The 12,166-nt window shown below is 59.3% G+C and carries 8 protein-coding genes and 2 rRNA genes (1 of these 10 cut by a window edge); 7 read left to right on the top strand and 3 right to left on the bottom strand.

What is annotated here, in order from left to right; genetic code table 11:
* The 5 genes from J3P90_RS21740 to J3P90_RS21720 form a co-directional block, all read left to right on the top strand.
* Nucleotides 1-1,735, top strand: a 23S ribosomal RNA gene (locus J3P90_RS21740) (it extends 1,157 nt beyond the left edge of the window).
* Nucleotides 1,736-1,889: 154 nt separating this feature from the next.
* Nucleotides 1,890-2,005: ribosomal RNA gene (gene rrf, locus J3P90_RS21735) — 5S ribosomal RNA — on the top strand.
* Nucleotides 2,006-2,155: 150 nt separating this feature from the next.
* Nucleotides 2,156-2,815: a paraquat-inducible protein A gene (locus tag J3P90_RS21730; RefSeq protein WP_434675380.1), complete on the top strand. Its 660-nt coding sequence runs from the start codon at nucleotides 2,156-2,158 to the stop codon at nucleotides 2,813-2,815.
* Nucleotides 2,802-3,425, top strand: a complete 624-nt coding sequence (locus J3P90_RS21725) for a paraquat-inducible protein A (RefSeq protein ID WP_434562296.1) — start codon at nucleotides 2,802-2,804, stop codon at nucleotides 3,423-3,425. Before J3P90_RS21730 ends, J3P90_RS21725 begins: the two co-directional genes overlap by 14 nt.
* The gene (locus tag J3P90_RS21720; RefSeq protein ID WP_434675379.1) at nucleotides 3,418-5,721 is read left to right on the top strand and encodes an MlaD family protein; all 2,304 of its coding nucleotides are present in this window, start codon (nucleotides 3,418-3,420) and stop codon (nucleotides 5,719-5,721) included. The genes J3P90_RS21725 and J3P90_RS21720 overlap by 8 nt, the downstream gene beginning before the upstream one ends.
* A gap of 117 nt (nucleotides 5,722-5,838) precedes the next feature.
* On the opposite strand, the gene mksF is transcribed toward J3P90_RS21720, so the two are convergent.
* Genes mksF through mksB form a run of 3 tightly spaced genes read right to left on the bottom strand, consistent with a single transcriptional unit; the run spans nucleotide 5,839 to nucleotide 10,653 of the window.
* On the bottom strand, nucleotides 5,839-8,679 hold the full coding sequence (gene mksF, locus J3P90_RS21715; protein ID WP_434609553.1) for an Mks condensin complex protein MksF: 2,841 nt from the start codon (nucleotides 8,677-8,679) through the stop codon (nucleotides 5,839-5,841).
* On the bottom strand, nucleotides 8,676-9,383 hold the full coding sequence (mksE, locus tag J3P90_RS21710; RefSeq protein WP_181289764.1) for an Mks condensin complex protein MksE: 708 nt from the start codon (nucleotides 9,381-9,383) through the stop codon (nucleotides 8,676-8,678). Before mksE ends, mksF begins: the two co-directional genes overlap by 4 nt.
* Nucleotides 9,373-10,653 carry an Mks condensin complex protein MksB gene (gene mksB / locus J3P90_RS21705; RefSeq protein ID WP_434562302.1) on the bottom strand — a complete coding sequence of 427 codons (1,281 nt, stop codon included), beginning with the start codon at nucleotides 10,651-10,653 and terminating at the stop codon, nucleotides 9,373-9,375. Before mksB ends, mksE begins: the two co-directional genes overlap by 11 nt.
* Before the next feature lie 181 nt (nucleotides 10,654-10,834).
* Between mksB and J3P90_RS21700 the strand changes: the two genes are divergently transcribed.
* Both J3P90_RS21700 and rimI read left to right on the top strand, forming a co-directional pair.
* Nucleotides 10,835-11,620: an energy transducer TonB gene (locus J3P90_RS21700; RefSeq protein WP_434609561.1), complete on the top strand. Its 786-nt coding sequence runs from the start codon at nucleotides 10,835-10,837 to the stop codon at nucleotides 11,618-11,620.
* Nucleotides 11,613-12,065: a ribosomal protein S18-alanine N-acetyltransferase gene (gene rimI / locus J3P90_RS21695; protein ID WP_420764047.1), complete on the top strand. Its 453-nt coding sequence runs from the start codon at nucleotides 11,613-11,615 to the stop codon at nucleotides 12,063-12,065. Before J3P90_RS21700 ends, rimI begins: the two co-directional genes overlap by 8 nt.
* Nucleotides 12,066-12,166: the final 101 nt, after the last annotated feature.

Genomic DNA, 12,166 nt, shown 5'->3' with positions numbered 1-12,166 from the left:
ATCACGTAAGTGATGCGGTAGAGGAGCGTTCTGTAAGCCTGTGAAGGTGAGTTGAGAAGCTTGCTGGAGGTATCAGAAGTGCGAATGCTGACATGAGTAACGACAATGGGTGTGAAAAACACCCACGCCGAAAGACCAAGGTTTCCTGCGCAACGTTAATCGACGCAGGGTTAGTCGGTCCCTAAGGCGAGGCTGAAAAGCGTAGTCGATGGAAAACAGGTTAATATTCCTGTACTTCTGGTTATTGCGATGGAGGGACGGAGAAGGCTAGGCCAGCTTGGCGTTGGTTGTCCAAGTTTAAGGTGGTAGGCTGAGATCTTAGGTAAATCCGGGATCTCAAGGCCGAGAGCTGATGACGAGTTACCCTTTGGGTGACGAAGTGGTTGATGCCATGCTTCCAAGAAAAGCTTCTAAGCTTCAGGTAACCAGGAACCGTACCCCAAACCGACACAGGTGGTTGGGTAGAGAATACCAAGGCGCTTGAGAGAACTCGGGTGAAGGAACTAGGCAAAATGGCACCGTAACTTCGGGAGAAGGTGCGCCGGTGAGGGTGAAGCACTTGCTGCGTAAGCCCACGCCGGTCGAAGATACCAGGCCGCTGCGACTGTTTATTAAAAACACAGCACTCTGCAAACACGAAAGTGGACGTATAGGGTGTGACGCCTGCCCGGTGCCGGAAGGTTAATTGATGGGGTTAGCTAACGCGAAGCTCTTGATCGAAGCCCCGGTAAACGGCGGCCGTAACTATAACGGTCCTAAGGTAGCGAAATTCCTTGTCGGGTAAGTTCCGACCTGCACGAATGGCGTAACGATGGCGGCGCTGTCTCCACCCGAGACTCAGTGAAATTGAAATCGCTGTGAAGATGCAGTGTATCCGCGGCTAGACGGAAAGACCCCGTGAACCTTTACTATAGCTTTGCACTGGACTTTGAATTTGCTTGTGTAGGATAGGTGGGAGGCTTTGAAGCGTGGACGCCAGTCTGCGTGGAGCCATCCTTGAAATACCACCCTGGCAACTTTGAGGTTCTAACTCAGGTCCGTTATCCGGATCGAGGACAGTGTATGGTGGGTAGTTTGACTGGGGCGGTCTCCTCCTAAAGAGTAACGGAGGAGTACGAAGGTGCGCTCAGACCGGTCGGAAATCGGTCGTAGAGTATAAAGGCAAAAGCGCGCTTGACTGCGAGACAGACACGTCGAGCAGGTACGAAAGTAGGTCTTAGTGATCCGGTGGTTCTGTATGGAAGGGCCATCGCTCAACGGATAAAAGGTACTCCGGGGATAACAGGCTGATACCGCCCAAGAGTTCATATCGACGGCGGTGTTTGGCACCTCGATGTCGGCTCATCACATCCTGGGGCTGAAGCCGGTCCCAAGGGTATGGCTGTTCGCCATTTAAAGTGGTACGCGAGCTGGGTTTAGAACGTCGTGAGACAGTTCGGTCCCTATCTGCCGTGGACGTTTGAGATTTGAGAGGGGCTGCTCCTAGTACGAGAGGACCGGAGTGGACGAACCTCTGGTGTTCCGGTTGTCACGCCAGTGGCATTGCCGGGTAGCTATGTTCGGAAAAGATAACCGCTGAAAGCATCTAAGCGGGAAACTTGCCTCAAGATGAGATCTCACTGGAGCCTTGAGCTCCCTGAAGGGCCGTCGAAGACTACGACGTTGATAGGCAGGGTGTGTAAGCGCTGTGAGGCGTTGAGCTAACCTGTACTAATTGCCCGTGAGGCTTGACCATATAACACCCAAGCAATTTGTAGACTCGAAAGAGGCCAGATTGCGGTGTTGTGAAGACGAAACGAACCGAAAGTTCGAGATACTCACAAGCAACACGCTATCACATACCCATTCGCTGGAACGTGACCGTAAGGCACGCGCTGGCTACCGAATTTCTTGACGACCATAGAGCATTGGAACCACCTGATCCCATCCCGAACTCAGAAGTGAAACGATGCATCGCCGATGGTAGTGTGGGGTTTCCCCATGTGAGAGTAGGTCATCGTCAAGATTAAATTCCGAAACCCCTATCTGCTGACGCAGGTAGGGGTTTTGTTTTTGCTCGTCATAAAAATCCGCGACGGCTCATGTTAAATTTGCACAGTTATTTTTGAGCCGCAGCACTAGAATAGCCGCACCTTAGTTGAGCCCAGAGCTGTTTATGCCCGATCCGTCAGACATTGATAGGTTGTCAGATCTACCCCTGGACGATCTGGTAGCGTGTCATGAGTGTGACCTGTTGATGCGCAAGCCTCAGTTGGCCAATGGTGAGAAAGCCGAGTGCCCGCGCTGTGGATACGAGCTCTACGCCCACCGGCACAATGTGATTGATCGCAGCCTTGCCCTGGTTGTCGCCGCTCTGCTGTTGTATGTACCCGCGAACTTTTTACCCATCATGCAGCTCAATCTGCTCGGACAATCCGCCCAAGACACCGTCTGGAGTGGCGTGGTCGGTCTGTTCGGCACCGGAATGCAAGGTGTATCGGTGGTGGTATTTCTATGCAGCATGGGCATTCCGTTGCTCAAGTTGCTTTGCCAATTGGCTGTACTGCTGACCATCCGCTGGAACATTGGAAGAAGTTACGGCTTGTTGTGGTATCGCATTTATCATCATCTAAGGGATTGGGGGATGCTCGAGGTTTATCTCATGGGCGTACTGGTTGCCATCGTCAAACTTGCGGACATGGCGGCGATTACCGTGGGGTTGGGCCTGGTGTGCTTTATCAGCTTGTTACTGGTTCAGGTCTGGCTGGAAGTGGTGATGTCACCGCACCAGATCTGGCACGCGTTGTCAGGGGAAGACGTCCATGCGAGCAATTGATGCGGGCATTTTGGTTTGCACTGAATGTCATGAATTGAATCGGCAGGACGACGCCGCCCAGAAGCAAGTCTGCACTCGTTGTGGCGCTCGTATTCACCCTCGGCGTCCCAACAGCTTGATGCGGACCTGGGCACTGCTGATCACGGCAGCGATTATCTATATCCCTGCCAACGTACTGCCAATCATGACCATCAACTCGCTCGGCCAGGGCGCGCCCAGCACCATCATGGCGGGTGTTATCGAGCTGGTTCAACACGGCATGATTCCCATTGCAGCGGTGGTATTCATTGCCAGTATCGTAGTCCCCACCTTCAAGTTGGTCGGTATCGCATTGCTGCTGTTTTCCGTGCAACGTCACCAACCCATGTCGGCGCGCCAGCGCATCCTGATGTATCGCTTCATTGAGTTTATCGGCCGCTGGTCGATGCTGGATATTTTTGTAATCGCCATTCTGGTGGCGGTGGTGAATTTCGGCCGGCTTGCCAGTGTCGAAGCCGGTCTTGGCGCCATCGCGTTTGCCAGCGTGGTGATCCTTACAATGATTGCCGCAGTAACCTTCGATCCCCGACTGATTTGGGATAACACGGAGTCGGATGACGACCATGACTGATTTGCCTACTGCTAAAACCCGACCGGCTTCAAATTGGTCGGCCATCTGGGTCCTGCCGTTGATTGCCTTGATTATTGGCGGCTGGCTTGGCTGGCGCGCTTATAACGAGACCGGTATTGAGATCAACGTGCGTTTTGAAAGCGGTGAGGGCATCCAGGTCAACAAGACAGAGGTCGTCTACAAAGGCATGACGGTCGGTAAGGTGAAGGACCTCACGCTTGATGATGAAGGGAATTCGAAGGGGGTCATTGCGACCATCGAGATGAACAAGGAAGTCGAGCAATATCTCAAGACCGGCACACGTTTCTGGCTGGTCAAACCAAGTGTGAGCCTGGCAGGGATTACCGGGTTGGAGACGTTGGTTTCCGGTAATTACGTCGCCATCAGCCCGGGGGAAGGCGAGTCGACTCGCAAGTTCAAGGCCTTGGCCGAAGAGCCCCCGCTGTCTGACGCCAAGCCTGGCCTGCACTTGACGATCAAGGCCGATCGACTGGGGTCTCTGGACCGTGGCAGTCCGGTTTTCTACAAACAGATCCAAGTTGGCCAGGTGAAAAGTTACTCACTATCCGAAGATCAACGCGCAGTAGAGATCAAGGTCTTTATCGAGCCGACTTATGCCAGCCTGGTCCGCAAGCACACGCGCTTCTGGAATGCCAGCGGCATCAGCATCGATGCCAATTTGTCAGGCGTCAAAGTACGCAGCGAGTCGCTGGCCAGTATCGTGGCGGGCGGCATCGCGTTTGCTACTCCGGAAAACCGCAAGGACAGCCCTCCGACGGATCCAAGCCTGCCATTTCGCCTGTATGAAGATTTCGAGGCAGCCGCCGCCGGGATTCGCGTCAAGGTCAAGCTCAGTGATTTCGAGGGATTGCAGGCTGGCCGTACGCCAGTGATGTACAAGGGCATCCAGGTCGGTAGCCTGAAGACGTTGAAAGTCGATCCGGACCTGTCCAGCGCCAGCGCCGAGTTGACGCTCGATCCGTTGGCGGAAGATTACCTGGTCGCCGGCGCTCAGTTCTGGGTCGTCAAACCATCGATTTCCCTGGCGGGCATCACGGGCCTGGAGGCGTTGGTGAAGGGTAACTACATCGCCGTGCGCCCTGGCGACAAAGGCGGAGCGCCGCAGCGCGAGTTCGAGGCCAGGGCGAAGGCGCCGCCGTTGGACCTTCGTTCACCCGGGCTGCATCTGGTCTTGCTGACCGAAAATCTCGGGTCGCTGGAGGTCGGTAGCCCGATCCTCTACAAACAGGTCAAGGTCGGATCGGTGCAGAGCTACCAGTTTTCCCGCAAGAAGAAGCAACTGATCATCGGAGTGCATATCGAGAAGGAATACGAAGGGCTGGTCAACGGCTCCACGCGGTTCTGGAATGCCAGTGGCGTTACCCTCACGGGCGGCTTGACCGGCGGGATACAGGTCAAGAGCGAGTCCCTGCAAAGCTTGATGGCCGGGGGGATCGCTTTCGAAACTCCTGAGCCGAACGTGCCGCTGAAACGGCGCATCCCCCGGTTCCGTTTGCACGAAGATCGTGAAACCGCGCAGCAACGAGGCACTGTCGTGACGATCAAGGTCGATCGTGCCGACGGTTTGCGCAGCGGCACGCCGATCCGGTTCAAGGGGTTGGATGTGGGCAAGATTGAGGACGTCGACCTGAGCGCCGATATGCAGTCGGTGCTGGTCACCGCACGTATCACCGAAGTGCCCGAGCGTATCGCCCGCACAGGGACTCAGTTCTGGGTGGTCAAGCCTGAATTGGGACTGATGAAGACATCGAATCTGGAAACCCTGGTGACCGGCCAGTACATCGAAGTGCAGCCCGCGACGAAGAACCTGGGGCCGCAGAAAAACTTCGTGGCCTTGGCCGAACCACCCGAAAGTGTTGTTCCCGAAGCTGGCTTGAGCCTGGTGTTGAGTGCCGCCCGACGTGGTTCGTTGAAGATTGGCGTGCCGGTGACCTACCGCGAAGTGACCGTGGGTAAAGTCACAGCCTACGAGTTGGGCCAGACGGCGGACCGGGTGCTGATTCACATCCTGATCGAGCCTAAATACGCGCCACTGGTGCGCAGCGGTACACGTTTCTGGAACAGCAGCGGCTTCGGCCTGGACTTCGGCCTGTTCAAGGGCGCGACGGTGCGAACCGAGTCGCTTGAAACCTTGATCCAGGGCGGTATCGCATTCGCAACGCCAGACGGCGAGCGGATGGGCACCCCGGCACGCCCGGAGCAAACCTTCCCGCTGTTCGACAAGTTTGAAGATGAATGGCTGACCTGGGCGCCGAAGATCAGTCTCGCCAAGTAAGCTTATCGGATGCAACACCCGTGGCGAGGGAGCAAACTCCCTCACCGCTGAGTATGCGATAACAAAAAAGGCCGCGATCCATTGGATCGCGGCCTTTTTCACATCCAGATGATCACCTCAAACCGAATCCAGCTCCGGTTCATCGGCCTGGACGTTTATCGTGGCCTTCACGGCATCATGGCGACGAATGTATTTCCAGTCCGCCTCATCGATGTAGATGCCGTTCGGGCCGCTGCCGCCCTCCAGGTCGATGGCGACACTGGCGCAGACCTGTGGCTTCACGCTCGCCAGGATCGGCACGAAGCCCAATTGCAGACTGGTTTCCAGCAGTGCGGCCTGGTTCTTCTCGTCGATGTCCGCCGCTTCGTCCAGGTAGTACGGCAGGCGCACGCGGCCGGCCTGTTCACGGTCCATCAGGTGCAGCAACAAGTACATGTTGGTCAGCGCCTTGATGGTCATGGTAGTGCCGTTGGACGCCGCGCCGTCGATGTCGGTGTGGATCACCGGCTGGCCATTGACCTTGGTGATCTCGAATGCCAGTTCGAACAGGTCCTTGAGGCCGAGCTGGTTGTGGTTCGCCGCCACCAGTCGTGCCAGGTACTCCTTGGCTTCTTCGTTCTTGTTGTCCTGCTCGGCGCTCTGGCTGAGGTCGAACACCGACAGCGTCTCGCCTTCCTCGTACTGGCCGGCGCTGTGGATGATCTGGTCGATGTGCTTGAGCGCTTCCTTGTTCGGCGCCAGGACGATACGGAAGCTCTGCAGGTTGGACACCTGACGCTTGTTGATCTCGCGGTTGAACAGCGCCAGTTGATGCTCGAGGCTGTCGTAGTCGCTGCGGATGTTGCGCAGGGTTCGGGCAATGTCTGTGACGGCCGCGCGGCGCGCCTTGCCCAGGGTCAGGGCCTCGTCGGTGCGGTGGGCATAGGCGTTGATCAGCAGTTGCAGGCGCCGCTCCATGTCGTCTTCGCTGTCGAACTTGGCCACGCCCTTGAGGCGTACCTGGGCATACAAGGCCTCGATCTGACCGTCAACCCGCAGCAGCCCTTGCCAGCTGTCCTGGTAGTCGTTGAGCAGTGGCAGCAGGTTGTCCATGGAATCGTCGACCGGGTCCATGAATGGCGTACCGAACGGCAGGTCCGCCGGCAGCAACTGGCGACGGCGCAGGGCGTCGTCGAGGGTGCGCTGCTTGGCTTCCATGTCGGCGATCTGCCGGCCCACCAGTTGCAACTTGGCGGACAACTGCTGGACGCGCTCGGTGAAGGCATCGCTGGAGCGCTTGAGCTCATCCTGGGCGGCTTCCATCTGCGCCAGTTGCTCGAGCTTCTCGCCCTCTTCGGCACTCAAGGTCTGGGTGCGACGGAAGTCTTCCAGGGCTTTCTGTGCATCCAGCACTTGTTGGTACAGCGCCTCGGTCTGGGTCTTGCTTGCGGCGCGGTCGGCGGCCACGGCTTGCTGGGTCTTGAGCTGCTTGAGTTCTTTTTCCAGACGCTCTTTCTGATCCCGCAGCGCGGCACGGTCGGCCAGGGCTTGCAGGGCCGGCGGCTCGATGTGGGACAGGTCGATGGACAGGCCCGGCACTTCGAACCGCTCGCCCTTGAACCCGTCGAGGATCAGCTCCATGGACTTGACCCACTCGCCGTTCTCATCCAGCGCGATGCCATGTTCGCCCAACGGCAGGCTGAACAGGGCGCTGTTGAACAAGCGCATCAGGCGTTCCACGTCCTGCTGGGAGAACTCTTCGCGCAGGCGGGCGTAGCTGTTGTTGTCGGCGTGGTCGAGTTGCTGCTTGACCGACTTGAGGCGTTTTTCCAGGTCCCGCAGGCGCTCTTCCAGGTCTTCGGCGCTGAATTGACGGGACTGGGCCAGGGCGCCGGCCAGTTCGTCGTGAGCGTCCTTGGCGGCGAGCAGTTGCTGCTCCAGGACCTTGGCGTCATCCACCAGGGCAAAGCGATGCTTGAGCACCGACAGCTCGCCTAGCCAACGCTGGATGCCGCTGATTTCCCGCTCCAGGCGCATCAGCTCCTGAGTGCCGCCGCGTTGGTCGTTCTGCAGCGAATCCTGCTCGTTGCGGTAATGCTCGGCTTGGATGGTCAGCTCTTCCTTGCGTGCACTGGCGTAATCCGACCAGGTGCCCAGCAGCGAGTCGAGCAGCGGCGAGAGCCGATGCAGTTTGCCCCGCAGGACATCGCGCTGCTTCACGCCATTGGCCAAGGCTTCCACCAGCGGACCGGCCGCCACGAGTGAGTTGTAGTCCTGCTCCATGCGTCGTACGTCGCGGAAGGCTTCTTCGCACGCCGCGATGTAGTCCACGCTGCCGGAGCGCAGGCTGTGCTCGAACGCATCGAGGAAAAGTTGTTTGAGCTTGGCCGCGGTGATTTCACGCATGTGCAGCAGGTTGATGAACAACGCGCGGAAGGTCTTGAGGCTTTGCTCGCTGGTGGAGCGAAGCGGAATCAGCGTCAGGTCCAGCGGAATCGAAGTGTGGCCGCCCACCAGCAGGCGACGCAGTTCATCCGGCTTGAGTTCGTAGGCTTTCAGGCCCTCGCGCTCCAGGTTGGTGAACAGTTCTTTCTGCCGCAGGCAGGTGTCGTTTTTCTGGTAATGAGCCAGGTCCAGTTTGCCGGCATAGGCAAAGAACTGGTGGCCGAAACCGCCGCCAGGGCCGCGACCTACCACGCCAATCACGTGTGGGCCGTGGGGCAGGGCGACTTCCACCAGAATGTAGCTGGTGTCGGAGGCAAAGTAGAAGCGCCGGGATTGTTCCAGGCTGTACTTGCCGAAACTCATGTCCGACATGCGCGCCAGGATCGGAAACTGAAGGGCGTTGATCGAGGCGGATTTACCCAGGTTGTTCGCGCCGTACACCGACAGCGGTTCCTCCAGGGGGAACAGGCCGAGGCTGTAGCCGGCGGTGTTCAAAAGGGCAAAGCGGCGGATGCCGTAGCGTTCCTTGCTCATGCGTCGGTCTCCTGTTCTTCGGCAATGGCGCGGGCCAGTGCGTCTTCTTCGCTTTCTTCTTCACCGTCGAATTCACTGAGGTCCAGCGGGTCATCGGTCTGAAGCAGTTTTTCGTCGCTGTCTTCGTCGATCAGCACCGGCGCTGGCAGCGGCAACACGCTGTGCAGGCTGGCGGCCAGGTCGCGGTCCTGCTGGACCGACAGGCAGACGTCGAGGAAGCGATGCATTGGCGGCAGGAAGCGGTACACGCCGTTCTCTTCGCTGGCGAAACCCAGTTGGGTCATGCGGCGCATGATTTTTTCTTCCAACTCTTCCTGGGTCTGCACTTCGGCCTGGATGAACAGGTCGCGGTATTTCTCCAGCAGCGAAGGCAGCTCATCACGGCCCAGGCTGCCACCGTCGAGCACGGCGATCGGGTCGCGGCCCTGGTCGGCCAGGTGCTCGACGAGGATGAAGGTAAACAGGGCCAGGCGCTGGGCGGTCTTGTTCACTGCCGCGGCGGCCAGGTCTGGCACGAAGTAATAGAACCCGCGGGTATCGCACACCAGCTCGAAGCCCAGGGCCTTGAACAGCGTGCGGTATTGATCCTGGAAGTTCGATAATTGGGCGTACAGCTCCGGGTCGCGGCGGCTGACGTGATAACCCTTGAACAGCTCGCGGAAGATCGGCGCCAGCTGGGACAGTTCGGATAGATCAAGATGCATGGGGGATGCTCGCAGAATCCTCGGCGGCGGTGTCGCCGGCCGAGAGCAGGGCGAAGGAGCGCAGGCTGACCTGATGCTCGTGAGTATGGTAGTCGCGGCGTTCCAGACGCTCGCGCTTGAAGCGTTTTTCCCGCGACAGGCGCGAGAACCAGTACAGCAATTCGTCGGTGGCGCCGTCCGGTTCCTGCTCCAGCAGCCACGTCATCAGGTCCGGCATCGGCAGGGCATCTTCGCAACGCTCGACCATCTCGCGCACGGTGCGTGGCGCACGCGGCGCATCGCCGCCCTTGTGGGTCTTGTGAGACTTGGGGAACCGCGCCGGTTTTGGTTCGAAGCGGGCCAGTGCATACACGTAGGCTTCGACCTGGCTGGCGCTGCCCAGGAAGGTGCTTTGCGGTCGGGTGAACAGCGGCATCGCCGCTTGCGGCACGGCATCGAGACCTTTACGGCGAATGGCGGCCAGGGCCAGGGCTGCGCCACGAGTCACGGCGTTGTGGCGGCGGGCCTCTTCGCGCAGCGGCAGCAGCAGCTCACGCGCATGGCGCAGGGTCAGCTGGGCGCTGGTCTGCATCTCCAGGATTCGCGCGTGAGTGCGCAGCAGCATGTCGTCGTCCACCAGGTGACCGAGGCGCTGCTGTTCGGTGAGCATGCGCAGCAATACATTCTCGACCTTGCGCACACCTTGCTCGAACGCGCCGTCGGCGTTCACCAACTGGATCATCGGCTCGACGTATTCGTCCCAGGTCGCCAGCACTTCGGCGTAGCGCTGGCGCAGCGGGATCTGCCGGTCGCTGGTCTTGGCCCGTTCGGCGACGGCGACCAGCGCCTGTTCGTCGTTGGCGAGCTTCTTGAGAACGTCGCGCACGCGCATGTCCAGTAGGCGCAACTGGCGGGCGAGGTCGTTGCCGTCGCGCACATCGAAGGCGTCCTGGATATAGCCGGCCAGACGCTCGAGGTGGCGCAGGTAGGCTTCGATTTCCAGGCACAGGCCCAAGCGGTGTTCGCGGCGCAGGTAGGCGAGGAAATCGTGGATCTGGGCGTTGAGCTCGAAGCGGTTCGGGCTTTTCGCGACCGGTACGAGGATGTCCAGGCGGATCCACACGTCCAGCAGATGGGTGATGTCCTGGGGCGTGCTGTCCAATTGTTGGGCGGCCAGCTGTGAACGCAATTCGTTGAGGCTCAGGGTGCCCTGGTCGAAATGCTCACACAAAGGTTCCAGCAATGCCCAGTGTTCAGCGAGGGCGCGCAAGACGCGCTTGGGTTCGATCATCGCAATGGCCGTCGGGTTGGCAATTAAAAGCGGCGATTGTACTGCATCGGGCCGGTTGCGATTCACCCCCGAGACGGACTGTCGTCGCGTATTGATCAACTAATCCACCGACAGGGAAGCGGTCCGCGCCGAAGGGCGGTAGAATCGCTGCCACTTTCAGTTATCCCCAAGTGGCCGACCTTTGCTTATCGAGTCCCGTCGCCGCGCTTATCTGACCGCCATGCAGGTGGTCAATTGGCTGCCGCGTACCGAATTGCCCTTTGCCGCGCCATCGCGGCCTGAGCTGTTGGAAACGCCGGAGCCGGTGGAAATCGCGCCGCCTCACGCAGCGCCCGTAGCCAAGGCTGCCGCCGAACCGGTTGCGCCTGCCGCTGAACGGCCGAAAATCGAAGTCCCGCGTCCGAGCCTGGCCTCGACCCGTACGAATGCCAAACCGGTAGAAGAGGCCGACGTAGCGCCGGCCCCGATCAAGGTCGCCCATGTGCCGCCGCCGCGCTTCGCCCTGCAATTGCTGCGGGCCGGGCGTTGCCTGTTGCTGGTGGAGTTACCCACAGGCGAGCCATTCCAAAGCCGCGATCCCGCTTACCTGTTGCTCAAAGACATGCTGCGCGCCGCTGGCCTGCCGGACAGCCCACAGATCATTGGCGAACCGGTGCGCTGGCCGTTGTTGTCGCGGGGCACGATGGATCAGGGGCCCGAGGCGGCTCGGGATTTCGTCCAGGGATTCGTCTCGGCGCGGCTCGAAGACGAACCGTGTGTGTGCTTGTGGCTGGTTGGCCTGCCCGCGGTGAAATTCGCTGGCGAGGCGGACTTCGACGCGTTCTACCGTGAATTGCAGGTCGAAGGCCTGGGCTCTGCCTGGGCGTTGCCGGGGCTTGAATCGTTAATGGAAACGCCACAGCGCAAGGCTGAAGTCTGGCAAGCCATGCGCCGGCTGATGGCGCGCTGGAAAGAATCGAATGAGTGACGCTGTATCGTTCCGCCCGATGACCGAGGCGGACCTCGACGCTGTGCTGAAGATTGAATACGCGGCCTATAGCCACCCGTGGACCCGCGGGATATTTCTTGATGGGCTGGGCAAATACCAGATCTGGCTGATGTTCGAAGGCCAGCAGCAAGTCGGCCATGGGGTGGTGCAGATCATCCTGGATGAGGCGCACCTGCTTAACATCACCGTCAAACCGGAAAACCAAGGGCGGGGCTTAGGCCTGCGGCTGTTGGAACACCTCATGTCGATTGCCTACAAGGCCGAGGCGCGTGAGTGCTTCCTGGAAGTGCGCGACAGCAATCGCACGGCGTTCCGACTGTATGAGCGCTATGGCTTCAACGAGGTTGGGCGGCGCCGCGACTATTACCCTGCCGTGGGTGGGCGCGAGGATGCGGTGGTCATGGTGTGTACGCTGGTGGATTGAATCGACCGGTCTGCGGTCATCGCGAGCAGGCCCGCTCCCACAGGGACAATGGGCGTTCCCAGAACCTGAGAGCACAAAACCACTGTGGGAGCGGTGGCGTT

This window comes from Pseudomonas sp. D3-10, assembly GCF_051132175.1.
In the GTDB taxonomy this organism is placed as follows: Bacteria; Pseudomonadota; Gammaproteobacteria; order Pseudomonadales; family Pseudomonadaceae; genus Aquipseudomonas.
The sequence above is the reverse complement of the archived record's forward strand: the minus strand, read 5'-3'. Positions and strand labels throughout refer to the sequence as shown.

What these genes read in the sequence shown, in the direction of transcription:
- rimI (WP_420764047.1), top strand. Translation starts at nt 11,613, where the DNA reads ATGAGTGACGCTGTATCGTTCCGCCCGATGACCGAGGCGGACCTCGAC.
- J3P90_RS21730 (WP_434675380.1), top strand. Translation starts at nt 2,156, where the DNA reads ATGCCCGATCCGTCAGACATTGATAGGTTGTCAGATCTACCCCTGGAC.
- J3P90_RS21720 (WP_434675379.1), top strand. Translation starts at nt 3,418, where the DNA reads ATGACTGATTTGCCTACTGCTAAAACCCGACCGGCTTCAAATTGGTCG.
- J3P90_RS21725 (WP_434562296.1), top strand. Translation starts at nt 2,802, where the DNA reads ATGCGAGCAATTGATGCGGGCATTTTGGTTTGCACTGAATGTCATGAA.
- mksE (WP_181289764.1), bottom strand. Translation starts at nt 9,383, where the DNA reads ATGCATCTTGATCTATCCGAACTGTCCCAGCTGGCGCCGATCTTCCGC.
- mksF (WP_434609553.1), bottom strand. Translation starts at nt 8,679, where the DNA reads ATGAGCAAGGAACGCTACGGCATCCGCCGCTTTGCCCTTTTGAACACC.
- mksB (WP_434562302.1), bottom strand. Translation starts at nt 10,653, where the DNA reads ATGATCGAACCCAAGCGCGTCTTGCGCGCCCTCGCTGAACACTGGGCA.